The sequence below is a fragment of the Clostridium sp. AN503 genome (assembly GCF_040719375.1).
In the GTDB taxonomy this organism is placed as follows: Bacteria; Bacillota; Clostridia; order Lachnospirales; family Lachnospiraceae; genus Brotaphodocola.
Genome location: NZ_JBFDTP010000001.1, coordinates 809,569 through 833,835 on the forward strand (window position 1 = coordinate 809,569; position 24,267 = coordinate 833,835).

21 protein-coding genes are annotated in these 24,267 nt (G+C 50.9%); 9 read left to right on the top strand and 12 right to left on the bottom strand.

Annotated elements, in window-relative coordinates; genetic code table 11:
* Positions 1–4: 4 nt before the first annotated feature.
* The 6 genes from AB1I67_RS03645 (at position 5) to AB1I67_RS03670 (ending at position 4,203) form a co-directional block, all read left to right on the top strand.
* Positions 5–1,396, top strand: coding sequence for a V-type ATP synthase subunit B (locus AB1I67_RS03645; RefSeq protein WP_367028459.1), 1,392 nt, complete (start codon positions 5–7; stop codon positions 1,394–1,396).
* A gap of 11 nt (positions 1,397–1,407) precedes the next feature.
* Complete coding sequence (locus tag AB1I67_RS03650) at positions 1,408–2,028, top strand: V-type ATP synthase subunit D (RefSeq protein WP_367028460.1); 621 nt, start codon at positions 1,408–1,410, stop codon at positions 2,026–2,028.
* Between the two features lie 175 nt (positions 2,029–2,203).
* On the top strand, positions 2,204–2,803 hold the full coding sequence (locus tag AB1I67_RS03655; RefSeq protein WP_367028462.1) for a hypothetical protein: 600 nt from the start codon (positions 2,204–2,206) through the stop codon (positions 2,801–2,803).
* Between the two features lie 35 nt (positions 2,804–2,838).
* A complete protein-coding gene (locus AB1I67_RS03660; protein WP_367028463.1) occupies positions 2,839–3,117 on the top strand; it encodes a hypothetical protein in 279 nt (92 codons plus the stop codon).
* Positions 3,118–3,171: 54 nt separating this feature from the next.
* Positions 3,172–3,645, top strand: a complete 474-nt coding sequence (locus AB1I67_RS03665) for a pyridoxamine 5'-phosphate oxidase family protein (protein WP_367028464.1) — start codon at positions 3,172–3,174, stop codon at positions 3,643–3,645.
* A 147-nt stretch (positions 3,646–3,792) separates the two neighbouring features.
* Complete coding sequence (locus AB1I67_RS03670; protein ID WP_367028466.1) at positions 3,793–4,203, top strand: SRPBCC family protein; 411 nt, start codon at positions 3,793–3,795, stop codon at positions 4,201–4,203.
* Between the two features lie 22 nt (positions 4,204–4,225).
* Here the strand turns inward: AB1I67_RS03670 and AB1I67_RS03675 are convergent, their stop codons facing one another.
* On the bottom strand, positions 4,226–4,867 hold the full coding sequence (locus AB1I67_RS03675) for a trimeric intracellular cation channel family protein (protein WP_367028467.1): 642 nt from the start codon (positions 4,865–4,867) through the stop codon (positions 4,226–4,228).
* A 213-nt stretch (positions 4,868–5,080) separates the two neighbouring features.
* Here AB1I67_RS03675 and AB1I67_RS03680 point away from each other — a divergent pair, with 213 nt between their 5' ends.
* Both AB1I67_RS03680 and AB1I67_RS03685 read left to right on the top strand, forming a co-directional pair.
* The gene (locus AB1I67_RS03680) at positions 5,081–5,779 is read left to right on the top strand and encodes a TIGR01906 family membrane protein (RefSeq protein WP_367028468.1); all 699 of its coding nucleotides are present in this window, start codon (positions 5,081–5,083) and stop codon (positions 5,777–5,779) included.
* Positions 5,780–5,942: 163 nt separating this feature from the next.
* Entirely contained in the window at positions 5,943–7,562 is a 1,620-nt protein-coding gene (locus AB1I67_RS03685) for a D-alanyl-D-alanine carboxypeptidase family protein (protein ID WP_367028469.1), read from the top strand.
* Positions 7,563–7,630: 68 nt separating this feature from the next.
* On the opposite strand, the gene AB1I67_RS03690 is transcribed toward AB1I67_RS03685, so the two are convergent.
* The 7 genes from AB1I67_RS03690 to AB1I67_RS03720 all read right to left on the bottom strand — a co-directional run bounded on the left by AB1I67_RS03690 (position 7,631) and on the right by AB1I67_RS03720 (position 17,885).
* Complete coding sequence (locus AB1I67_RS03690; protein ID WP_367028470.1) at positions 7,631–9,004, bottom strand: MATE family efflux transporter; 1,374 nt, start codon at positions 9,002–9,004, stop codon at positions 7,631–7,633.
* A 119-nt stretch (positions 9,005–9,123) separates the two neighbouring features.
* A complete protein-coding gene (locus AB1I67_RS03695) occupies positions 9,124–11,643 on the bottom strand; it encodes a TIM-barrel domain-containing protein (RefSeq protein WP_367028471.1) in 2,520 nt (839 codons plus the stop codon).
* Positions 11,644–11,701: 58 nt separating this feature from the next.
* A complete protein-coding gene (locus AB1I67_RS03700) occupies positions 11,702–14,197 on the bottom strand; it encodes a TIM-barrel domain-containing protein (RefSeq protein ID WP_367028472.1) in 2,496 nt (831 codons plus the stop codon).
* A gap of 42 nt (positions 14,198–14,239) precedes the next feature.
* Complete coding sequence (locus AB1I67_RS03705; protein WP_367028473.1) at positions 14,240–15,547, bottom strand: TRAP transporter large permease; 1,308 nt, start codon at positions 15,545–15,547, stop codon at positions 14,240–14,242.
* The gene (locus tag AB1I67_RS03710; protein ID WP_367028474.1) at positions 15,547–16,035 is read right to left on the bottom strand and encodes a TRAP transporter small permease; all 489 of its coding nucleotides are present in this window, start codon (positions 16,033–16,035) and stop codon (positions 15,547–15,549) included. The genes AB1I67_RS03705 and AB1I67_RS03710 overlap by 1 nt, the downstream gene beginning before the upstream one ends.
* 121 nt (positions 16,036–16,156) lie before the next feature.
* On the bottom strand, positions 16,157–17,203 hold the full coding sequence (locus tag AB1I67_RS03715) for a TRAP transporter substrate-binding protein (RefSeq protein WP_367028476.1): 1,047 nt from the start codon (positions 17,201–17,203) through the stop codon (positions 16,157–16,159).
* A gap of 118 nt (positions 17,204–17,321) precedes the next feature.
* Complete coding sequence (locus AB1I67_RS03720) at positions 17,322–17,885, bottom strand: YcxB family protein (RefSeq protein ID WP_367028477.1); 564 nt, start codon at positions 17,883–17,885, stop codon at positions 17,322–17,324.
* Between the two features lie 264 nt (positions 17,886–18,149).
* Here AB1I67_RS03720 and AB1I67_RS03725 point away from each other — a divergent pair, with 264 nt between their 5' ends.
* On the top strand, positions 18,150–18,980 hold the full coding sequence (locus AB1I67_RS03725) for an AraC family transcriptional regulator (protein ID WP_367028478.1): 831 nt from the start codon (positions 18,150–18,152) through the stop codon (positions 18,978–18,980).
* 145 nt (positions 18,981–19,125) lie between these two features.
* On the opposite strand, the gene AB1I67_RS03730 is transcribed toward AB1I67_RS03725, so the two are convergent.
* The 4 genes from AB1I67_RS03730 to AB1I67_RS03745 all read right to left on the bottom strand — a co-directional run bounded on the left by AB1I67_RS03730 (position 19,126) and on the right by AB1I67_RS03745 (position 24,266).
* The gene (locus AB1I67_RS03730) at positions 19,126–20,124 is read right to left on the bottom strand and encodes a 3'-5' exonuclease (protein ID WP_367028480.1); all 999 of its coding nucleotides are present in this window, start codon (positions 20,122–20,124) and stop codon (positions 19,126–19,128) included.
* Positions 20,125–20,186: 62 nt separating this feature from the next.
* A complete protein-coding gene (locus AB1I67_RS03735) occupies positions 20,187–21,338 on the bottom strand; it encodes a PD-(D/E)XK nuclease family transposase (RefSeq protein WP_367028482.1) in 1,152 nt (383 codons plus the stop codon).
* 353 nt (positions 21,339–21,691) lie between these two features.
* Entirely contained in the window at positions 21,692–22,963 is a 1,272-nt protein-coding gene (locus AB1I67_RS03740) for an alanyl-tRNA editing protein (RefSeq protein WP_367028484.1), read from the bottom strand.
* A gap of 112 nt (positions 22,964–23,075) precedes the next feature.
* Positions 23,076–24,266 (bottom strand): M20 family metallopeptidase, encoded by a 1,191-nt coding sequence (locus AB1I67_RS03745; protein ID WP_367028486.1) that lies wholly within the window; start codon positions 24,264–24,266, stop codon positions 23,076–23,078.
* Position 24,267: the final 1 nt, after the last annotated feature.

Here is a 24,267-nt window from a genome sequence, read left to right on the forward strand (position 1 = left end):
AGCTATGGCAATTGAATATTTGGGCTTAAGCGCCATAAACGGCCCCATGGTCGTCCTGGAAGGCGTCTCCGGCGCCGCTTACGACGAGATCGTGGAAATGACCGTGGACGGCACGAAGAAGAAACTGGGCCGCATCATCGAGGTCTACGAGGACAAGGCGATCATCCAGGTCTTTGAGGGCACAGAAGGGTTGGGCCTTAAAAATGTCCACACCCGGCTGACCGGCCATCCCATGGAGCTGGGCGTTTCCGAAGAAATGCTGGGCCGGACCATGAACGGCATCGGCGTCCCCATCGACGGGCTGGGGGAGATCATACCAGATAAGATGCTGGACGTAAACGGCAAACCCTTAAACCCGGTGACCCGTGAATACCCAAGAAACTATATCCGTACCGGCATCTCCGCCATCGACGGCCTGATGACCCTGATCCGCGGGCAGAAGCTTCCGATCTTCTCCGGCAACGGCCTGCCCCACGACCAGCTTGCGGCGCAGATCGTACAGCAGGCTTCCCTGGGGGACAATTCCGATGAGGAGTTCGCTATCGTGTTTGCCGCCATGGGCGTGAAGCACGACGTGGCGGAGTTCTTCCGCAGGACCTTCGAGGAGAGCGGCGTTTCCTCCCACGTTGCCATGTTCATCAACCTGGCAAATGACCCGGTGGTGGAGCGTCTGATCACCCCAAAGGTGGCCCTGACCCTGGCTGAATACCTGGCATTTGAGAAAAATATGCATATCCTGGTGATCCTGACGGATATGACCTCCTTTGCGGAGGCCATGCGTGAGGTCTCTTCCTCCAAGGGCGAGATCCCTTCCCGTAAGGGCTTCCCGGGTTATCTGTACAGTGAGCTTGCAGCTCTTTATGAGCGGGCCGGCATCGTGCAGGGCGTGAACGGTTCGGTGACCCAGATCCCGATCCTGACCATGCCAAACGACGATATCACCCATCCTATCCCGGACCTGACCGGGTATATCACAGAAGGGCAGATCGTTCTGGACCGTTCCTTAAACGGCCAGTCCATCTATCCGCCTATCAACGTGCTGCCAAGCCTTTCCAGGCTTATGAAGGACGGCATCGGCGAGGGCTTCACCCGCGCAGATCATCAGGATGTGGCGAACCAGCTTTTCTCCTGCTATGCAAAGGTTGGAGACGCAAGGGCGCTGGCGTCTGTTATCGGCGAGGATGAGCTGTCTCCGCTGGATAAGAAATATCTGATCTTCGGAAAAGAATTTGAGCAGCGTTTTGTGGGGCAGGACCCCCACGACAACCGTAATATCATAAAGACGCTGGAGATCGGCTGGGAATTACTTGGACTTCTGCCGCGGGAGGAACTGGATCGTATCGATACGAAGGTCCTCGACCAGTATTATAAACCGGCCGACACCGCCACCGCATAAGGAGGGATACCATGAACCCAAACACATTCCCTACCAAAGGCAACCTGATCCTGGCGAAGAACTCGCTGGCTCTGGCGAGCCAGGGCTACGAGCTGATGGACAAGAAACGGAACATCCTGCTCCGGGAGCTGATGGGGCTGATCGACCAGGCCAAGGGGATACAGTCTGAGATCGACTCCACCTTCACAGCCGCCTACAAGGCGCTCCAGAAGGCCAACATCGAGCTGGGCATCAACTTTGTGCAGGACATCGCCACCGGTATTCCCGAGGACGACGCGATCCGCATCAAAACCCGCAGTATCATGGGCACAGAGATCCCGCTGGTCCAGCACGACCCACTGCCGCCCACCCTGCACTACGCATTCTACAGCACCAGGGAATCCTTAGACGAGGCGCGGATGCATTTTGAACGGGTGAAGGAACTGACCATCAAGCTTTCCATGGTGGAAAATTCCGCTTACCGGCTTGCCAGCAGTATCCGTAAGACCCAGAAGCGGGCCAATGCATTAAAGAACATCACGATCCCCACCTATCAGGGCCTTGTGACCGATATCAGCAATGCGCTGGAGGAGAAGGACCGTGAGGAGTTTACACGTCTGAAGGTGATCAAGCGGTCGAAGGCGGATGCCTGAATAAAACAGAAATAAAATATAGTATATGAATGCAAATAGCGGCTGAAGTAAGACAATATGTCTTTTAGCCGCTATTTTTCTTGACATATTTATATTTTTCAGTCAAAATGAAATTGTAACCTATATTGGCCGATCCAGTAATTAAACTCATCTAAGCCAGCGGGAGGTGTAGAATTTGAAAAAAAGCCAGACTGCAAAGCATTTCACAATTGTTCTTATGGCTGTCCTTGTGCTTGCAGTCATCCTGGGCATCTTTGTCAGCAGGAACCTGCCTTCAGTGCGGCAGGAACAGACCGCAAAAAAGATCCTCACCAATCTCCTGAACGCCCCAAATGCGGAATTGATGGCGGCCTATGACAGCATGTTTGACAGCGCAGAGTCCAGCCCTCAGACCAGCAAAGCTTACACAAAGGGACCATCCAGCCTTACCGTTCTTGACTCAGAAGAAGTCCGTAAGGCCATTTCGGACATGCTGGAAGGCAAGGGAGCGGATGGATTTCTGGAGAGCTGTCTCCTGGGAAATGAGATCATGACCCTGCAGCAATATGCTGTGATGGGAGGTGTGGAATCACAGCTTCAGGAACTAACTGTCAAAAAATCGCAGCAGAAAAATACGCTGACGTATGATGCGGTACTGACGATGAAAGCAGGTGATAAAGAAAATGTCGCCGTAAATGTCAGCGGCCAGGTGCAGTTTGATGAGAATGGACGGGTCAGTGCAATGACATTGAAAAGCCGGGAGCTGGCGGTGTTTTTTGAGGGGCTGCATGAATAAGGGTGTGTAAATGAAAATTGATGGAGATACAAACTATGGAATATAAGGATTATATTAATCAAGGGATAAATGGGGATGCCCCATTAAAATTGATACTATGTGGAAATGTACAGGGTACGGAAAATGATAAAGTAGGTGTCGTATCCGTTGTGTATGCTACAACTGATAAAGACTTAGCAGAGCAACAACTACATGAACTTATGACAGCCAATCCTGATCATTACTATATGGTTTATAGTGTGCCACTGAATGTTGATTTGACAGCGCTTTCCCATTACCCATCAATAGCAATTTCTAAAGGTGATTTACAATAAATGCCATTCCAGCTTGTAGAACTGGAAAAATTAGGCTTTACGGAGGAATAGACAATGAACAGATATGAAGAAGGTATGAAATTAATCGAAGAAAGCTGCGGTAACAAGAAAGATAATGCCCTTGCGCTCTCAACCATTTCTATAGAACCGGGAGCGGATGGTTTCCCTCGCCCCAGTGTGCGTGATGTAAGCGCTTATTATGAAGATGGCGTGTTTTATGTTACAACGTCTGCAAAATCAAATAAAATGCTACAGATAGCTCAAAACAAAGAGGTTGCATTTTCAGTTTGTTTTGAGGGAATATACGGACATGGGATTGGAGAAAACCTCGGATGGATTTTAGATCCCAAAAACGCTGCGCTAAGAGCGAAACTTCGTGAAGTATTTGCAGACTGGTACGACGATGCAAACAATGAGCAGGATGAAAACTGCGTTATTTTAGCAATCCATATTACAAGCGCGACGATATTTAGAGACCACGGTGCTGTGCGTTATAATTTGGACTTTATAAATAAGACAGAGGTTTAATAAGTATCAATCTAACGGCTCTTTATTGGGCAGCGGACAGAAAATCGGGATTCAATGGAGATATGGTATGACCTGCGGTGCAATAAATGAATCGACAGTTTCAGCCAGATCAGAAACAAAAACAGGCTTTCGAAAGGAGAACCGAGTATGACAACAGCCAATATCAAAGACCTTATCCCATGCGATATTAATAAAGTCTGGGAAACCTTACTTGCGACTGAGCATTATCCTGCGTGGCGGAATGACGTAAGCAGAACCGATGTGATCGACGAAAAACATTTCACAGAGTATACCAAAAGCGGCTATTCAACCACGTACACAGTCACTGTGATCGAACCCTACAGCCGTTTAGAGCTTGATATGGAAAACGACAACGCAAAAGGACACTGGACTCTCGTTTTCGCGTCCAAAGGCAGCGAAACCGAGATCGACTTTACGGCCAGTGTAACAGCAAAACAGCTTTCTATGAGACCGGTTGGTAAAAACGTGCTTGAGCAGAAGTATCTGCAAAAGGAACAGGCACAATTTATAACGGATCTGAAGAAAGCGCTGGGTTGATAGCTTCCCTCCGCCATCCAGTCTACATCGCCTTCGGCAGATTCCACTTATAATGCCGCGCCAGTACCCGGATCGCCACTACCAGGATCGCGCTGACGATCATGGAAACATCCGTCCCGCAGCGCTCCATCAAAAGCACATAACAGACCGCCCCGGCGATGGAGGCGCAGGCGTAGACATGCTTCTTTAACACCGCAGGCGTTTGTCCCGCCATAATATCCCTCAGGATGCCGCCGCCCACGCCTGTGATCACGCCGAGGAAGATCATCAGGAAACGGTACTCTCCGTACCCGGCCTCGATGGCAGTATCGATCCCGACCACCGTAAATGCTCCCAGCCCGATGGCATCCAGCAGGTTCATCACCCGTTCGTAAGTGAGGGAGCTGAAGATCAGTATGGTCATGCGCCGGAACTTAACGATACAGAAGATCACCATCACTGCCAAAAATGCCATCAGCACATACACCGGATTAACAAAAAGCGTGGGCGGCTGGATCCCGATGATCAGATCCCGGATCATACCTCCGCCCACTGCGGTGGTGACGCCTAACACGATGATACCCAGAAGGTCGAGCTGCTTCTCAATCGCCACCATGGCCCCGGAACAGGCAAACGCCACCGTCCCAATAATCTCTATCACGAAAAAAACGCTTAAACCGTCCATTCTTCTCTCCCTTATATATGGCTTAAAATGCTCCAACTCTAACCCAGTATAATAATCTGACCAACGTTTGTCAATCGAAAGCAGCCACTTCCAGTTTTAGTATTTTACAGCGGCGGCAAGCGAGAGGCTTCACAAAATGCTGGACATTTGCGGTTCCTGCAACTACAATAAAAACATGCACTGAATCTATACAGGAAAGGAAGTACCTCACCCATGAAACTGCTGCACAACTTTCTGGGCGTCCTGTGCGCCTTCGCCCTGATGATCACGCTGCTGATCACCTCTGTGGAGGCTGTCACCTACTGGACGCCCGGTTACTATGAAAAAGAATACGCCAAATATAACGTCTTGGAGGATGTCAAAATGGAGATGGACGACCTGTTGGACGTTACCCATGAGATGATGGCTTTTCTGCGCGGGGACCGGGCGGATCTGCATGTGCCCACCATCGTAGACGGCCAGCCCCGGGAATTCTTCAATGAGCGGGAGATCGCGCACATGGAGGATGTGAGGGGCCTGTTCCTGGCAGCGATCGCACTCCGGCGGGGCTGCCTGGCTGTGATTGCCGCCTGCATCGCGCTTCTTATGGCGCTGAAGGCCGATATCCGGCGGGTGCTGCCAAAGATGATCTGCATTGGGACCGGATTGTTTTTTGCTGTGCTGGCTGCGCTGGCGGGGATCATATCCACAAATTTTACGAAATATTTTATCATTTTCCACGAAATATTTTTCAGCAACGACTTGTGGATGCTGGACCCCAGCACTGACCTGCTCATAAATATCGTGCCAGAGCCATTTTTTGTGGATACTGCGGCCCGGATCGCTGTGACCTACGGGATATCCGTGATCCTTGTGTCCGTTGTCTGCCTGCTGCTTTTAAGACGGCATAGGCCCAAAAACAGCCCGTCATGACGCATTCCTGCGGAGATTTAGCATCTTCGCAGGATATTTTTTCCATTTTTTGCCCAAATCCGTAACATCTTTGTAATATTTTCTTTACTTGTCCCGTATTTTCCATTATACTACAAGGTAGCACTTTAATTTGTACTCCCATCATTTAAATCGGAGAAACCATATGAAACGTATCTTATCCTTTTTGCTGTGCCTGGCGCTTATGACCGGTGTCTTCGCCCAGACCGCATTTGCTGCTCCGGCCTGGCCGGACAATGTTTCGATCTCTGCGGAAGGCGGCATATTGATGGACGCGGACTCAGGCGCAGTGCTGTATGGAAAGAGCATCCACGTGCCCTATTTCCCTGCCAGCATCACCAAGATACTGACAGCGCTGATCGTCATCGAAAACTGCAACCTGGACGATACTGTCACCTTTTCCCATAATGCAGTATACAATGTGGAAACTGACAGCAGTAATGCCAACCTTGAAGAGGGCGATACGCTGACCGTTCGTGACTGTCTCTATGCCATGGTCTTAAAGTCGGCCAATGAAGCAGCCAATGCGCTCGCCGAACACACGGCTGGGTCTGTGGAGGCTTTCGCCGCCATGATGAATGCCAGGGCCTCGTCTCTGGGGTGTACCGATTCCCACTTTAACAATCCCAGCGGGCTGAACGACCCCAACCACTATACTTCCGCCTACGACATGGCGCTGATCGCACAGGCCGCATTCCAGAATGAGACCTTTGTCGCCATTGATTCCACTCTGTATTACGATCTGCCGCCCACCAAACGGAATCCCGACGGGCTGCGGATCTACCCGGGCCACAGGATGTTAAAGAAAAATATGGCCCAGTACTACCCCGGCATCATCGGCGGCAAGACCGGGTATACCTCCCTGGCAGGCAACACCCTGGTGACCTGCGCGGAACGGAACGGAATGAAGCTGATCGCAGTGGTCCTGAACGGTCATCAGACCCATTATGTTGATACAAAATCCCTGCTGGATTTCGGCTTTGCCAACTTCCGCTCGGTAAATGTGGCGGATGTTGATACCACCTACTCCTCCGTCACCAACGACATGACCATTGCAGGGCTGCCGACCACAGACTTATCGATTCTGCATATGCAGGAGAACTGCCGGATCACTCTGCCGATCTCCGCAGATTTCACGGACGCTGTCTCGACCATATCCTACGACCTGCCGTCCTCGGCTCCCGAGCATGCCATCGCACGGATCGCCTATGAGTATAATGGACGCCAGATCGGAGCCACTTATCTGATCCATAACATTCTGGGAGCCGCTGCTACTGAACCTGCCATAGAGGTCAGTACAGAAGCCCCCACTGAGGAATCCTCCGCAGACAATGCGGCAAACGGAGATAACAGGGCCGCCATGGCTGCGGCTGGCCGCAGCGCAGGTGATGGAACCGACTCAGGAGCCTTTAAAGAAACGACTCCAGAGGGAACCGCTGCCGATCCGGACAAAAAAAGTGCCGGCGAAAAAGACAAGCCAGGCTTTCACATCCCGGCTCCGGTCAAGATCGCCCTGATCGTGATCGTGGTACTGGCCCTTCTCGGCGGCGGAGTCCTTCTGCTGAAGCTTCATATTGAGAAGCGGGAGGAAGCAGAGCGGATGGCACGCTATAACCGGCGCAAACAGCGCCTCCAGGATATCGGCATGTCCAGCACCGAATTCGACCTGCTGATGCAGCAGAAACGCTCCGGTCCTTCCATAAGGCAGGAAAAGAAGCCCCGCAGACCAAAGCGGCATAAATCATTCTTAGATTCCAAACGATAAAAACAGTGCCATGGAGTAATGATTCGTTTCCATGGCACTGTTTTTACTTCATTCATATTTTGCCCTATTTACATCCTGCATTCCTGTACGGCGTTTCCGCCCATCTTCTCATGCTTCCTCATATAATACGTCACCGCCGCGATACAATAGCACAGGGCAAGCCCCCATGCCAGCGGATTGGCAAAGCATATACCGGTAAATCCAAAATATTCCACTGCCAGGATTCCCCCCAGGCTCCGGCCCACAAGCTCTCCCACTCCGGAAATGATCGCCTGCATGCTGTATCCCAGGCCCTGCAGCGTGTTGCGCATGATCATCAGGGAACCGTGGATAAAGAACAGCAGGCTCATAAGGGACAGATACTGGATGGCCCCCGCAGCGATCTCGCTGACCGTCTCCCCCAGCACAAGGCCTACCAGCGGACGCTTCAGCAGGAAGATAACAAACCAGATCACAATACAGTAAAGGTACTGGATCGTCAGGCCGCTGGCAATCCCCTGCCTGATCCGGTCCATCCGCTTTGCGCCGTAGTTCTGGCCAACATAGGTCGCCATCGCCATACCTACGCTCTCCATCGGCAGCGTGAACATCTGCCGGATCTTCTCTCCCGCCGTCTGAGCTGCCACCGCAACGCTTCCCAGGCTGTTGATCGCGCCCTGCATCACCACCGCGCCAATTGCGGAGACGGAATATTCCAATCCCATGGGAATCCCGATCTGGCAGAGCTTCTTCACATGTCTCCCCGAGAATCCCCGCACATCCTTCTGCCATTCGATAACGCCTGTGCGCTTCAGCAGCCACCAGCTATTCAGCACACCGCTGACAAGCTGGCTGATCACCGTCGCCCATGCCGCTCCCGCCACACCGCAGCCAAAAGGCACGATAAATACGTAATCCAGCACAATATTCAGCACGCTTGAAAACACCAGGAAATAAAACGGATGTCTGGAATCCCCCACCGCCCGCAGCGCGCAGGCAGAATAGTTGTACAGCACAGCTGCGGGTATCCCGATGAAGATAACCTGGATATAGACCACCGCCATATCGAGGATATTCTCCGGAGTCCGGATCAGGATCAGGAGAGGCCGTGCCAGAAGAAATGTAACTGCCGCCAGCACTACGCTTATGATCGCGCTGAGCCCCGTTCCATTCATGAAATATTGATCCAGCTCCTTCTTGTCATGGGCGCCGAAGCTCTGAGCCAGCAATATGCCAAATCCCACGCACAAACCCTGCACAAACCCCAATATCAGGAAATTCAGCGAATAGGTGGTCCCGACGGCTGCCAGCGCATCCACGCCCACAAACCGCCCTACGATCACTGTATCAACAAAACTATAGAGCTGCTGGAACAGGGTCCCCAGCACCAGCGGAATTGCAAATAAAAATATCTGAGTGATCGGACGGCCAGTCGTCAGATCCTGTGTGTTCCGGCTTTTCATCTTCCATATCCCCATCTTTTATACCAATCGCTTTGGTTATTCATACAACGCACTCCGCGCAGTCAAATGACCGCGGCCCGCCACTGGCAGACCGCGGTCAGCTACACATCATACCAGACTTATAAGTCCTGGTCAAGTACCATGCCGATCAGATCAAATTTTTCACAGCTGAGTACAATATCAAAATCCTTTTTATCCGGCTTCGGACATTTTATCATAACCGTGCGGTCGCTTAAGTTATAATACCAGCCGCATTCCGCCTCATCCAGATTCTCCTTCACAAGGAATCTTGGGATCTGCTCGCCGTCTACAGTCACCCAATAAGCGCCCTTTTCCTTGCTCACTACTTTAAGGGTCAGCTTCTCTACCGTATCCTTATAATCACCCTCCTTATGGAAGGAGATCACAGTGCGGTCCCCGGACTTCACGCAGATATCCGTGCGGGAATAGATGCCTTTTTCAAAATCCTTCGTGTGACCGTCATCATCATAGAATACAAAATCACAGTCACTTTCTGCGCTGATCACAAGATCCAGCTGTTTCATGATATCCGTAGAAGCCTGGTGCACATCCTCCGTAGTCATATAGACAGCGGAGCCGCGCAGGAACATCGGGATCGAGGACAACGTCACCGGAAGCTCTATGGTCTGTCCGCCCTCATATGCACGGAACCGGTCGTTCATGTCATACCAGGTGGTTCCCTTCGGCAGATAGATCCGGCGGGTCTTTGCATCCTTTTCGACCACGTTTGCCACCAGCACCGACGGTCCGAACATAAAGGTAAGGTTCTCGTCTGTATAGCACGCTTCATCCTCAGGGAACTCTAAAAACAGCGGGCGCATGGCCGGCATACCGGTCTCATAGGCCTGGCGCATCAGGGAATAGAGGTACGGCATCATACGGTAACGCTGCGCATAGGCCGCGCGCACATCCTCGATATGCTCCTCATACATCCAGGGCTGGGTCACCGTATTGTCGCTGTTGGCCGAGTTCATGCAGAATCTCGGCTGGAAGATCCCGCTCTGGATCCAGCGCAGCATAAGCTCCCCTTCCGGCGCCGGTCCCGCAAAGCCGCCGATATCGCAGCCCATGTTGGCGCAGCCGGACAGGCCCATACCCAGGATCGTCGCAATATTGAACTTCACGGTGCGCCAGTCGGTCAAGTTGTCTCCGCCCCATACCTGGGCGTACCGCTGGATTCCGGCATAACCCGCCCGGTTGATGATGTAGGGCCGCTCGTTGGGGTACATCTCCGCCAGCGCCTGTTTGCCCACGTAAGCCATCATATTGGAATGGATGATCTTCATTTCCGCCATGGTCTTCTTCCTGCCGTCGCAGTCACAGAGGGCGTTTCGGTCCTCCACGCCGTCGAATTCACAGTTGTCGTTCCAGACCGTCATTGAGCCTTTCTTCAGCAGAGTCTCCTTAAGCAGCTCTTTCCAGGTATCCCTTCCCTTTGCACCGGTGAAATCCACGAACCTGCCGTAGCCGCCCCACCAGCGTCCGATGTAATCCTCGCTGCCGTCTGGCGTTTTTACGAATACATCATTCTTTTTAAACACATCCATGTAGGGATGGTTTTTCAGGATTCCCGGCTTCATGTTGGGGATCACATTGATGCCCATGCCGCTCATCTTCTCAAAGAAGCCCTCCGGGTCCGGGAACCGCTTGTAGTTCCAGTTGAAAATGTAGCGCAGGTTGTCCTCCTCACCCGATGAATATCCGGATGCAAGCCAGAAATTATCAATATAGATCTTCTCGTCAAAATGCTTTTGGATGACCTTGTAAATCTCCTTGTCACAGTCCTTCTCAAGCTCCGCATAGTACATGGTGGAAGCCGTATACCCTAAAGACTGCTTGGTAGGCATCGCGCTGCGCCCGGTCAGCCAGGTATAGCGGCTGACGACCTCTGATGCGGACGGACCATTTATGAGAAACAGATCCAGGTCGCCGCCGTCAGTCTGGTAGTAACAGTAACGGTCCCAGTAACCGCTGATCTCATTGCACATGTCAAACACGGAATCATGGGAATTGTTGTAAAACAGCCCCACCGCAGTTTTGACCTGGTCATTGATCCGGATATAGAACGGAATATGCTTGTACAGCGGTTCCCCGTTTTCCGGATCATGGCCGATGGCATCCTTCGGAGACATGCGGAGGCGTTTGCCCTTCTTATCCAGATGCCCGGTCTTTTCCCCAAATCCATAGAAATGGTCATGTTCCCGGTCTACAAGGCTGTAGTGGGTCAATCTGCCAAGCTGGTCACAGTCGAAAGCCCGCTCCTTTAGATCCTGGTAGATCACCGCACCGTTTTTGTCGATCAGGCGGAAGCTGAACGGCTCCTTGCGGAGTACCAGTTTACACGTAGCAGTTGTAAATGTGATCTTTTTGTCCGTCTCCTCATAAGGGACAGAAAGTGCCGTGATCCGTGTGCGCTCTTCCTTAAAAAGCTCATCCAGCTCATCCTCCCACGCCGTAGTGACCAGCGCGTAGGACGCTTCCTCGAAGCTCCGGCTGAAGCTGGTACGGATCCGGATCACGTCGTCGCTTAAAAATACCAGCATTACATCTGCATTGTCCCCATGGATCATATATCCGTTATCAGTCTTTTCTACCGACTGAAATCGATTTAACATCATAATATTTTACCTCTCTGCGTTGTATTATCCACTCATTTTACAACAATATCAAGTATTTTCACATCCCAATCAGGTCAAAATCTTCAAATGACACAGTCAGCGTAATATCTTTTTTAGGATTTGCATATTTCACTTCCACAGCTTTTTTCGTCTGGCTGTAATACCAGCCCTCCGCTGCATCGTCAAACTTTTTCCTGTTTAAGAAATGCTCCAGCTTTCTGCCGCCAAGAGCCACCCAGAAGGGGCTTCTGTCCTTGCGGATCATCTCGACGACCACATCCTCCACAAAGTCTTCATAAACACCCTCAGCAGTAAACTCCACGTTTACAACGTCTTTTCCAGACATCTGGATCTGGACCTTCCGGTATACGCCGTCTTTAAAAGCATTGGTCACGCCGTCGTCATCATAGAGCACATAGCTGCTCTCCTGCCCCGGCGCCAGCGTCAGATGCAGGCTGGTCATGTGGTCGCGCTCCATACTCATCAGCTGGTTGGCCGCCATCGGGATGATGGCTCCTTCACGGATAAACATGGGGATCGTCTCCATGGAGACCGGAACCTCGATGGTCTGTCCCCCTTCATAGCAGGCATAATTATCATTCCAGTCATACCATTTGCAGCCTGCCGGAAGATATACCTGCCTGGTCTTCGCGCCTTTCTCGATCACATTAGCCACCAGGATATCCCTGCCGTACAAAAACTCAAAGCTCTCGTCATACACCTTCGGATCATTCTGGAATTCATATACCAGCGCCCTCATGATCGGCGCGCCGGTCTGGCTGGCTTCGTACTCTGCGGAATACAGATACGGCGTCAGTCGGTAGCGCAAAAGGATCGCATCCCGGATGATATCTGCGGAATCCCGGTACATCCACGGTTCCGTCACCGTGTTGTCATTGCTGGCAGAATGGATGGAAAAACGGGGCTGGAACACGCCGTTCTGTACCCAGCGCACAAACAATTCCTCCTCCGGTGCAGGACCTGCAAAGCCGCCGATATCCGCGCCCTCGTTGGGCTGCCCGGACAGGCCCATACCGGTGATGATCGGGATATTGTACTGTAAGGATTTCCAGCTGGTAGAGTTGTCCCCGCACCAGGTCTGGGCATACTTCTGGATCCCTGCGCTGCCGCTGCGGCACACCACATATGGTCTTGCATCCTTATCATGCTCTCTGACTGCATCACCTGCGATCTTGCACATCAAAGTACTCATCAACGGCTTAAGCTGACCGATCGTACCTCCTTTGCCGTCGAAATCACAGCGGCAGTCCTTGTCCAACAGACTGTCATATTCGCAGTTGTCATCCCAGATTGAATTGGTTCCCACGTCAATCACATGCTCGGTCAGATATTCCTTCCATGCCTGGCGGGCTTCCGGCTTCGTGAAATCCCAGAACGCGCCGTCGCCGCCCCACCATTTACCGATGCTGTAGCTCCCGCCTTCCGGGTCCTTAACAAATACGTCCTTTTTCACAAACTCATCAAACCACGGATGCATCAGCAGGATTCCCGGCTTTACATTCGGCACATTCTGAGCGCCCTTCTCATTCATCGCCGCAAAATAAGCGCGCGGATCCTTAAACCTGGTGGTGTTCCAGGTAAATACGCAGCGGCGGTTCTCGTAGCTGGTGTACCCGGATGACAGATGGAAACCGTCGATCGGGAATCCCTCTTCCTTCACCGTATCGATAAATCCCAGCACTGCGTCATCGCTGTCCTTATCCAGTTCTGGATAATACATGGAGGAACCCTGATATCCCAGCGCACGTTTGGGAAGCAGCGCCGGACGGCCTGTCAGCAGCGTATAATTGTCCACAATCCGTTTCATGGTATTTCCGCCGATGAAAAACAGGTCGATGTCACCGCCGTCTGCCTGCCAGTATGTATAGCGGGGCCAGTAGTTGCTCTTCTCACAGCCCATATTAAAAACGGACTCATAAAAGTTGTTGTAAAATAATCCAACCGCCTTTTTATTTTCACGGTTCATACGGATATAAAACGGGATATGTTTATACAGGGTATCCATCTTTTCCGCGTCATAACCCATGGCGTCCGTCGCCCGCTGACGCAGGAATGTTTTATTCTTGTTGAGCAGACCTGCCTTCTCCCCAAACCCGTAATAGCATTCCTCTTCGCCCTGCATCTGGCTGTAATGATTTACCCGCAGGTTGGAATCCTGGATAAACGGATTGCCTTCGATATCACTGTACAGCAATGTGCCTTCGCCGTCATACAGCTTAAAGCACAGCGGGTCCTTCTGCATGGACAGGCGCAGAGCCGGAGTCGTGAACTCCAGGCTTTCTGCAGTTTCCTCCACAACAGCCGGCGCAGGTTCCTTCCTGGTACGTTCTCCGGCAAACAGTCCGTCTAAACGGTCCTCCCACGCAGTAGTGGAGAGAATATAAGATTCCTCCGCCATCTCTTTATCAAACGAGACCCTGACACGCACGATCTCATCCGTTACGAAGCAGACGCCTATGTCCGCACAGTTGGTATGGATCAGATATACACCGTTTCCTGCCTCGTATCCGCGATATTCTTTACAAATTTTCATACTGATTTCTCCATAACTTCCACAGCTATCAGGATTTACAGGTTACATGGACGGAATCAGACCGCACAGGTACGGCACCAGCAGGGACAGCGCCGGAATATAAGTAACCAGGAGCAATGCCACAACCATCGCACAGAACATCGGCACGATATATTTGGTAACACCCTCGATGGTAACCTTGCCAACGCCGCATCCTACGAACAGGCAGGAGCCTACCGGCGGAGTCACGGAACCGATACCCAGGTTTAAGATCAGCATGATACCGAAATGTACCGGGCTCATACCAATACTCTTTATGATCGGCAGGAAGATCGGGGTAAAGATCAGCACTGCCGGGGTCAGGTCTAAGAACATACCCATCACCAGTAAAAATACGTTCATGATCAGCAGGATCACATACTTGTTGCTGGACGCGCTCATCAGCATCTCACTGATCGCCGCCGGGATTCCGGAGTAAGACATAATGTAGGACATGATCGTGGATGCAGCGATCAAGAACAGGATCGTCGCAGAGCTGATCATCGTCTCCGCCAGCAGTTCATATAAGTTCTTTAAATTCAGCTCTTTATAAAGGAAGCCAAGCAGTCCGCAGTACAGCACACAGACCACGCCTGCCTCTGTCGGAGTGAACCAGCCCAGCAGGATACCAGCCATAACGATGATGACCGCCAGAAGGGACGGAACCGCGTCAATGATGATCTTGATCGGCGGAGCGCTTTCCTTTACAGCAGATGCCTTGTAGCCCTTCTTATTGGCAATGATGATCGCAACAGCCAGTACACAGATACCAAGCAGGGCACCCGGAATATAACCGCCCATGAACAGCGCCGCTACGGAAACACCGCCTGCGGTAATGGAATACAGGATAAGCGGACCACTTGGAGGGATGATGATACCAGTAGGTGCAGAACAGATATTAACTGCCGCCGAGTAGTTGGGATCATAGCCTTCCTCTTTTTCCAGAGGGTTCATGATGCTTCCCATAGCAGAAGTCGCCGCTACGGAAGAACCGGAGATCGCTCCGAAAAACATGTTTGCCAGAACGTTGGTAGCAGCCAGGTATCCGGGGATCCAGCCTACCACCAGACGCGCCAGGCGTACCAGACGCTGGGCGATACCGCCTTTGTTCATGATGTTGCCTGCCAGTGTGAAGAACGGCAGCGCAAGCAGGGAAAAGGAATCGATACCGGAGAAGCACCGCTGTGCCGCAGTGATCGCAAATACCTGCGGGTCAAAGCTGAAAAGCGCGGTCACGATGGATGCGATACCGATGCCGACAGAGATCGGAACGCCGGAAAATAACATGACGAAAAATACACCAAACAGGATTAACGTAGCTTGTACGACCATTATACTGCCTCCTTCTTATCAGCTTTTGCATCAAGATACATCTGCATATATTTCAGCACCCGCGCTATCACGATAAAGCAGCCGGATACCGGAAGAATCATGTAAAGAACCTTGAACGGGATCTGCATGACCGGAGAATAGTTGGTACTGTTCATCGCCATGCGGCCGCCCCCGTAAACAAATACATAGATTACGAAAAACAGGATCATTGCCTCGATAAACACGTTCAGCACAAGGCCCGCCGTCCCTTTTGCCCTGCGTTTAAACAGATCCAGGGTAAGGTGTTTATCTTTATAAAAGCAGTACGCAGAACCCAGCATACTTGCCCAGATCAGCATGTAACGCATAAATTCCTCTGTAAATGTGGACGGGTCTTTTAAGATCCAGCGGCTAAATATCTGCCAGAATCCGCCGACCACCAGTGACAGCATTGAAAACGCCATCAAAAAACGCATCACGTCATCCAGGATTTTGTCTAACTTTTTCATTTTTTCTTATTCCTCCAGATTGGAATTGTGCCAACAGTTTCTTGTTGTTTTTTAAACGGCTGCGGCCGGACATGCCGACCGCAGCCGTGTTTTCCTGATACTTATGGTAATCCTCAGCGCACTATTTTGCAGACATACCGCGGATCTGCTCAACGACACCGTATACATCCGGATCATCTGTTTTCAGCTTCTCGTAGATCGGCTGTACTGCCTCCTGGAATGCCGCAATATCAACGTCTCTGACCAGCTCCACGCCAAAGTTGGTGGTGGCATTCTCAAGAACTTCGTCCTCAAAGTTCTTCCAGGCAACCTTGTAGTCCTCGGTAGCATCTTTCGCACAGGACTTCAGTACTTCCTGCTGCTCTGGCGTCATATCATTCCAAACCTTAGCGGACAGAACAACCACATCCGGGATCTGAGTATGCTCGTCGAAAGAGTAATATTTTGCAACCTCACCGTGGTCACGAAGCGCTGTCACATTGTTCTCCGCACCATCGATTACGCCCTGCTGCAGACCAGTGTAGATATCGCTGTAACCCATAACCGTAGCGGAACCGCCCAGAGCGTTCATCATATCGATCGCCATCTGGGAATCCATGGTACGGATCTTTAAACCCTTTAAGTCCGCCGGTTTGCGGATCGGAGTCTTGACGGTATAGAAGGAACGGGAACCGGAATCCAGCCAGGTCAGACCTACGAAACCGTCTTTCTCTGTAGAATCAAAAATGTTCTGGGCGATCTCGCTGTCCATAACCGCATAATAGTGATCCTTATCATCAAATACATAAGGAACCGAGTAAGCGTTGTACAGCTTGCTGAAGTTGCCCAGGGTCGAAGCGGACACCTTTGCCATGTCCAGCGCGCCGTTCTGGATCTGGGAGATCATGTCGGTCTCACTTCCCAGCGTTCCGTTGGGGAAAATGGTGATATTGATGGTGCCATTTGATTTTTCTTTTACCGCATCGGCAAAAGCCGTCATGCTGATATGTACTGCGTGGTCCTCTGCCATGTTATGGCCCAGCTTTAAGTTAAAGGTCTTCTCTGTACCTGCGCCGCCCTCTGCATTGCCTCCTGCCGGTGCGCTGGATGAAGATCCTCCGCATGCCGCAAGGCTCAGTGCCATGGTTCCTGCAACTGCAAGTGCCGCAATTCTTTTTGCTTTAAACATTTTAGTTCCTCCCATTCTTTTACATGATTAAGTTTCCTGATACTCTATATAGCAACCCGCCCTGTTCCTTTTCGGAACGCGGATCCCATACCAATGTCTGTACACCTGGCTTTTCATGCTAGTGCCTGTCCATTCCGCGTTTCAGCGTATGGATCAGATCCATAAGACTCATATTCAGCCAGGAAGTTGTCTCCTTCCATTCGAGTCCCGTTTTCTCTTCCACAAACTCCCTGAACTTGTCCGCCGAATCCGGTTTCAGGGTTTTTCCATCAATCATACATGCGGAATCCCTGCCAAAAAACAGAAAATAATATCCTTTTTCTTCTACCAGATATTGTACCTTATCATATGACAGCTTCATATGTCCCTCGCCGTCCAGTTCGATATGATCTCCATAAAATCTGGATACCATCGTCGGCAGGGCTGTCTTCCGGTTCTCCAATGTTCTGTCGGCCCGGCATTTCGACGGGAAATCCCTGCTCACGATCAGCCAGCAGCCCACCATCAAAAGGATTCCCTGGGCGAACACCGGAAGTCTGCCAATCAGACCCGTTATCACCAGTACGGCTCCCGCCGCAAACCTGAAAATGACCTTCCGCATCTCATAAGTATCATATTCCGCCTTAAACAGACGTCTTATGGTATCCTTGTTGTGCTCGATCCGTCCTTCATAATATTTCATTCTTCATCATCCTATTGATAAAATTGATATGTACTTTTCTTAATGTAATTGTTTTGTTTCGTTCCTCGTTGTGGTATCATTGTATTATATGAGATACATCGAAACCAGACAATATTTGCAGGGAATGGGTTATTTTTTTACATATCTTGCTCTTATGGCATCTGTTTTTTATAGCAAAGGTTTGTTTTTAACCAGGCAGTTCAAATATTTTTGTATGTTTTTCACAATAAACTTTGTTACATTTTGTTAAAAGGAGGGATATGAATGATCGATCGGGCCGGTATCCGGATCGCGCAGGGACAGGCGATCGCCTGCGAACGAATAGAAGGTGTCAATGACAATATGGCAAAATCCCATTATCATGATTTCTATGAGCTTTATTATCTGGAAAGCGGAGCACGGTATCATATCATCCAGGACTCCGTCTTCCCCATCAGCGCGGGACAACTGGTGATATTTACCCCTTATGTGATGCATCATTCTTATGGTGCGGAAGATGTCCCCTTCAAACGGATCGTCCTGTATTTTCGCTCGTCAGAGGTGCAGTCCCCGGAGCTGATGGAAGCCCTGGATGCCGGGGGAGGCGTCTACACAGCGGATGCGAGGAACCGGTATTCCATACACCAGCTCATGGAACTGATCCTCCGTGAGGAGGACGGTGATTCTCCTTTTAAAGAGGAATACATGCACAGTCTGCTGAATGTGCTCCTGGTCAACATATTCCGCCAGGGGTTAAAGCCGCTCCAGCACGAGAAAAAGACCCTGGTCGGCCAGGTCATCGACTATATCCATAAAAATTATAATGAGGACATCACCTTAGAACTGCTTTCCAGACGCTTTTATGTCAGCCCCTACTACCTCTGCCGGGAGTTCAAGCGATGTACCAACCGGACGATCATACAATACATCAACGTAACCCGCATCATGAACGCCCAGAGAAAGATCATGGAGACAGACAAATCCATCACAGAGATCGGAAACCTGACAGGTTTTTCCAATATCACACATTTTAACCGGGTGTTCAAACAGTACGCCGGACTGACTCCGTCCCAGTACCGGAAGCTTTCAAAAAAGGCTTCGATCCCGTCGCCGTGATGCTGCAGGAGGATCGCACCGCATGTTGGCACAGTTCCCATGCCGCAACGTTAAATGGTTTCATAAAAACAGAGCTGCGAAACCGGCTTTTATCTCTGGTTCGCAGCTCTGCTTTTTATAACCGCTTTATCTTTTTTTCATATTCCTATCGTTTTTTCTTTCTCTCCTGCTTTGTCTCCCGCTGGCGCTTCTTCTTGGCACGGTTCCGTTCCGCACGTTTTTTCCGCAGATCATCCCTGCGGCTGATGATCCGCTCTGCACCGTCCTCATCCGTAAGCTTTAGTGTCTTCACCACATAAACGCTTGTATCATCCACACGCTTCATGCGGATCTTCCCCTTCAGATATCCATGTTCTGGACAGATGGCAAGTCCATAATATATCTTCTGGTTCGGTGTAAACCACCGCACCTTTTTCCTGAGCGCCCGTCCACATTCATAGCAGCGCATCCCGGTGACGCTGCGCTCCTTCATTGCGTCTTCCCTGGATGGAAAAATACGGGAAACATATTTAGAATAACCAGGAAACTCCATGTAGACTTCCTCGTCCTTATTGTCCGGAAGACGATAATAATCGATCGACGCATAGGGCAATACCTGGTCCGGTTCCATCTCGCCCAACACCAGTCCTGTATAAAAAGCGTCATCCAGCGCCCTGTGAAAAGGCCGCTCCGTGGGAAGCCCAAGCTCGGCCACCGCCGCATCCAGCGACGGCCTTGCACCTTCACCCAGAAGCAGCCCATAAAGCTTCTGCACATCATAATAAAGAAGCGGTTTGGGAAACGGGTTTTCCATCCCATAATATGCCAGATTCCGCTGCAGCTCCGTCAGATCCATAGAGCCCCAGGTACAGAATACCGCATCGTCTCCACACCACCGCAAAAAGTCCGCCGCCGCAGTTACAAAATCCACACCGCTGCGCTGCAGCTCCTCCATATCCATATGGGTCACTTCCGAAATGACATAGTGCATCTGGGTATAGACCTGCGGCCGGATAAGCCGGTGAAACTCATCTACAATATGAAATTGTCCGTCCAGCTTTACCGCCCCGATCTCGATGATCTCAAAAGGAAAGTCCTCGACCGAGGCCTCCTTTCCATGCGGGCTCTGGTTCCATTCCAAATCAAATACGATATAATTGTCCATAATGTTCTGATTATATCATAAACTGCATCATTTGCATAGGCATGCCGAACGCATTTCCACCGCTATTTCTTCGGGCTTAGTTGGTTCTGTTGATCGGCTAACTGCTGCCGGAGCTGACTGATCAATTGATCGTCTTTCGCCTTCTGGCGCTCGGCTTCTGCCTTCTGGCACTCGGCTTCTGCCTTCTGGCGCTCGGCTTCTGCCTTCTGGCGCTCGGCTTCTGCTCTCTGCTGTTCGGCTTCTGCTCTCTGCCTCTCTGTCGCAGCCACCAATCGCTCCAGTTCTGCCTTCTGCCGGTCTATCTGCGCCTGCATCTCATCGATCATATACAGCACCGTGTTATGATCCAATTCCTCTAATTCCTTAGAATACATGCTCATCACCTTCTCTGTGTTCCGGCAAAGGTCGCAAATCTGCTGATACAGCTCCGCAAATTCCGGGAATCTGTTGATCAGTTCCTCAATCCGCTCCGGCGCATCAAAGCATAAAAATGCGAGCCATGCCTCCAACTCGGTTTCTATACTTTTATTTTGCATGGCTTTTTTGTAAATGTCAAGTGGCAGCAAAATATATTCCTGCAAAAAATTCATTTCCAGTCCACTGTTCGACTGCTGCTTAAACTTATGCCTCCAAATGCCGGGGAATTCGTGAAATTCCTGCGGGGACTGCTCGAAAAACACGATGGTATAGACATTCTTCACATCCCTGTAGGAAAAATGCTTCCCCCGCTTTCCCCTCACCCGCTTATACTGGCGCAGCAGATGATCTGCCGAGTAGCAGGCGCACCGTTCCCCCGGAAAAGCATAGCCAATTTTCTGTACTTCAACATTCGCAATACTGTCGTCCTCCATCTGCACGATAATGTCCGTATACAGCAGCGACGTCTCCGCCCCCAGCCGCACAGAATCATTGGGCAGCACCGTCTTAATCGATACCCGTCGGCCCAAAAGCAGGAAAAGCAGCCGCTCCAGCCGTTCCGGCGTAGTCTCCGGATTAAAGAGCTCCTTAAATACACCATCATACAAGACCTTCATCCCCCTGGCGCCGGAGCAGCACTCCAAAAATTCCGTCTGATTCTCTAATGGCCACCGGTAAAATGTATCGCTCAGCTCCGGATTGGCAGAGATCTCCTCCAGAATCTCCTCCCTTGTGCGCAGGGACGGAAAATGTTTTTTCAGCCCGTTCAGACTGTCCTTTTTCGCCATAGTAGTCATAGGCAAATCCTCCTGAAATAAAATCAAAAACACACATTGTAACGTTCATTGTCGGAGTTGTTTCCGTCAGCAGGATAATTGCTTCTGCCACCCGAAAAACCGAAATGAAGATGCCTCGCGGCAAAGACGCATCGACGGGAGTGGTTACCCTGGATACGCTTGGATTCCAGATGTATAGATTTACATCTGAAAAAGATATGGATATCTTAGCACGATGGAGTTTGACTGTCAATCATAAAAATATTCTGAATTACCACATTTTCAAGCAGCCCTTTTCCATAAAGACCTGTACCACAAATCTGTTTATTAAACGACATGTGGCACAGGTCACTTACTCTAATATTTCTTTCACTTTACTCAACTTGCACTTTATCTTTTTCCGGATCTGTTGCCAAATACTCTTCCAGCCGTTCTTTCAACGGCAGACAGCACTCCTCCCGGCTCAGCCCCGCTTGTTCTGAACTTCGCTCCACTCCCTGCGCCAGCCTTTGTCTCCATCCCATCACCGTCCCCTGAACCATCTCCGGCTTCCCGCCGCCTTTCCCCGGAAACGCCTGGTGAAATGCCCTCAAAAATTCCTTCAAATCTGCCGTCTCGCTCCCCAGCGTGTACTGATACCCCCGCTCATCATCCCCAAGGAATATCCCGCAGATCCCGCTGCACCGGTGCATCCCGGCGTCCACAAACCTGCGCGCCACATTTTTATCCAGCTCACTTTCAAACAGAATGACATGTTCTGCATCAGCCGGGATCTCTTCCAGCTTCTTTTCCATATAGCTGCCCTGCATCCGCAGCAGCTTATCCTTCCACTGCTGGACCTCCCCCTGCAAACGCTTCACTGCATCCGCCGTCTCATGAGGCTTCACCGACAGCAGCCGGGATATCTCCCGGACATTATTCTCCTTCACCTGGTAGTCCTGGAGCGCACGGAAACCGCACACCATCGTCACCCGCGTGCCGCCCTTGTACTTCACCGCATCGATCAGCTTGATGATGCCAATCTCTCCGGTCCGCACCACATGCGGGGCGCAGCAGGCACATACATCATACCCCGGCACCGTCACAATACGCACCTGTCCGGTCAACTCCTTCTTGCTGCGATAGTCAAGAGCATCCAGCTCCTCCTTTGACGGATATGCCACCTGGATCTGGAGATCAGCGGCCACCGCGCCGTTGGCTTCCAGCTCCACCATGCGGATCTCTTCCTCCGTCAGAGCGCCGCTAAAGTCCATGGTCACCAGCTCCCTGCCCAGATGGAAGCCCACATTGTCGTACCCAAAATGCCGGTGCACCAGCCCCGACACAATATGCTCCCCGGTATGCTGCTGCATCTTGGAGAACCGTTCCTCAAAATCGATCTGTCCGCGGACTTCTCTCCCGGCCTCCAGCGGCTGCTTCAGATAATGTACGACCAGCCCGTCCTTTTCTCTCACATCCACCACTGCCACACCGCCCAGGACGCCGGAATCCGCATACTGTCCGCCGCCCTCCGGGAAAAATGCTGTCCTGTCCAGCACCACGCCGTAGCAATCCTTTTTATCGTCCCACACACAGGAAACCACCTGCGCAGTAAACTCCTGCATGTGGCTATCCTCATAATACAGTTTCTCAGTCATATCCGCCATCTATCTGTTCCTCCGTCTGTTCCTGGTAATAAATTAAAATCCGCATGATTCAAAACGTCTCCTTATACGGACATCATTTATTATATCAATACCATTCCAGAATAACAAGAAATCAAATAGAAAACTCCATATAATCTGCCGCCAGTCCGATAATCGTCAGCATCCCTGTTGGAATGCAGGCACTATCACAGTAAAATGTAGAAGAATGTGCCGATCCATATGGGCCACCGGGAGTTCGCACCCCCAGTCTTACAAAGATCCCTGGTTTCTTTTCCTTAATAAAAGCAAAATCCTCACTTCCCATGGCTGCATGCGGCATGATTATGGTATTTTCCGTTCCCAGAACCTTTCTTCCTACGCGAAGCGCCCGGTCTACCCACTCATCCTCACAGATGAACGGAGGCACTCCCCGGATAAAATCCACCTCTGCCGTACAACCATAAGCCTCTGCCACAGAATTCGCCATGCGCTTCACACTGACTTCCATCCGATCTCGGTCTGCCGGTTTTAAGGTACGGACGGTCCCTGTCATATCAACATAATCCGGTACAATATTGTGAGCGCTTCCCCCATGGATCGTACAGATAGAGATGACGACAGAATCCGCAGGATTGGTCTCACGGGATACCAGCGTCTGCAAACCGCTCACCACAGCCGACGCTGCCACAATCGGGTCTTTCACCGTATGGCAATGTGCCCCGTGCCCTCCTTTTCCATTGATGCGGATGTGGATTTTATCAGCGCTGGCCAGGATTGCCCCATAACGGACTCCAATCGTTCCGGCATCCAGCTCCGCCGAAATATGCAGCGCCGCTACCGCATCAATTTTATCAAAATTGATTTCCGGATCATTTAAAAACAGTCTGGCTCCCTGCAGAGTTTCCTCAGCCGGTTGGATGAAAAAATAAATAGATCCGGAAAACTGATCCTTCAGCCTGCTCAGAATCTTTGCAGCGCCTACATTGATTGTGCCGTGTACATCATGTCCACAGGCATGCATAACCCCCGGCACTTTACTGCGGGGAGACATATCCTCATCCTCCTGAATCGGGAGTGCATCGATATCCCCCCGAAAAACGATCGTCGGGCCAGAGCCTGGTTTGGTTCCCTTTATTTCAAAGAATAACCCGGTCTCTCCCACTCGTTTTAAGCGGTCATATTCTACATGTTTCTTAACATAGTCTTCCAGGAGCGCGCACGTTTGATATTCCTTCATGCTAAGCTCAGGGTTTTCATGAATATAATTGCGCATGTCTGTGATCTCCGGTGTGATTTCATCAACCATTTTCCTTACATCCGTCATC

Excerpts from the sequence above, each read along its gene's own strand:
- AB1I67_RS03645 (WP_367028459.1), top strand. The coding sequence starts at position 5 with ATGGCAATTGAATATTTGGGCTTAAGCGCCATAAACGGCCCCATGGTC.
- AB1I67_RS03650 (WP_367028460.1), top strand. The coding sequence starts at position 1,408 with ATGAACCCAAACACATTCCCTACCAAAGGCAACCTGATCCTGGCGAAG.
- AB1I67_RS03660 (WP_367028463.1), top strand. The coding sequence starts at position 2,839 with ATGGAATATAAGGATTATATTAATCAAGGGATAAATGGGGATGCCCCA.
- AB1I67_RS03665 (WP_367028464.1), top strand. The coding sequence starts at position 3,172 with ATGAACAGATATGAAGAAGGTATGAAATTAATCGAAGAAAGCTGCGGT.
- AB1I67_RS03670 (WP_367028466.1), top strand. The coding sequence starts at position 3,793 with ATGACAACAGCCAATATCAAAGACCTTATCCCATGCGATATTAATAAA.
- AB1I67_RS03675 (WP_367028467.1), bottom strand. The coding sequence starts at position 4,867 with ATGGACGGTTTAAGCGTTTTTTTCGTGATAGAGATTATTGGGACGGTG.
- AB1I67_RS03680 (WP_367028468.1), top strand. The coding sequence starts at position 5,081 with ATGAAACTGCTGCACAACTTTCTGGGCGTCCTGTGCGCCTTCGCCCTG.
- AB1I67_RS03685 (WP_367028469.1), top strand. The coding sequence starts at position 5,943 with ATGAAACGTATCTTATCCTTTTTGCTGTGCCTGGCGCTTATGACCGGT.
- AB1I67_RS03690 (WP_367028470.1), bottom strand. The coding sequence starts at position 9,004 with ATGAAAAGCCGGAACACACAGGATCTGACGACTGGCCGTCCGATCACT.
- AB1I67_RS03695 (WP_367028471.1), bottom strand. The coding sequence starts at position 11,643 with ATGATGTTAAATCGATTTCAGTCGGTAGAAAAGACTGATAACGGATAT.
- AB1I67_RS03700 (WP_367028472.1), bottom strand. The coding sequence starts at position 14,197 with ATGAAAATTTGTAAAGAATATCGCGGATACGAGGCAGGAAACGGTGTA.
- AB1I67_RS03705 (WP_367028473.1), bottom strand. The coding sequence starts at position 15,547 with ATGGTCGTACAAGCTACGTTAATCCTGTTTGGTGTATTTTTCGTCATG.
- AB1I67_RS03710 (WP_367028474.1), bottom strand. The coding sequence starts at position 16,035 with ATGAAAAAGTTAGACAAAATCCTGGATGACGTGATGCGTTTTTTGATG.
- AB1I67_RS03715 (WP_367028476.1), bottom strand. The coding sequence starts at position 17,203 with ATGTTTAAAGCAAAAAGAATTGCGGCACTTGCAGTTGCAGGAACCATG.
- AB1I67_RS03720 (WP_367028477.1), bottom strand. The coding sequence starts at position 17,885 with ATGAAATATTATGAAGGACGGATCGAGCACAACAAGGATACCATAAGA.
- AB1I67_RS03725 (WP_367028478.1), top strand. The coding sequence starts at position 18,150 with ATGATCGATCGGGCCGGTATCCGGATCGCGCAGGGACAGGCGATCGCC.
- AB1I67_RS03730 (WP_367028480.1), bottom strand. The coding sequence starts at position 20,124 with ATGGACAATTATATCGTATTTGATTTGGAATGGAACCAGAGCCCGCAT.
- AB1I67_RS03735 (WP_367028482.1), bottom strand. The coding sequence starts at position 21,338 with ATGACTACTATGGCGAAAAAGGACAGTCTGAACGGGCTGAAAAAACAT.
- AB1I67_RS03740 (WP_367028484.1), bottom strand. The coding sequence starts at position 22,963 with ATGGCGGATATGACTGAGAAACTGTATTATGAGGATAGCCACATGCAG.
- AB1I67_RS03745 (WP_367028486.1), bottom strand. The coding sequence starts at position 24,266 with ATGACGGATGTAAGGAAAATGGTTGATGAAATCACACCGGAGATCACA.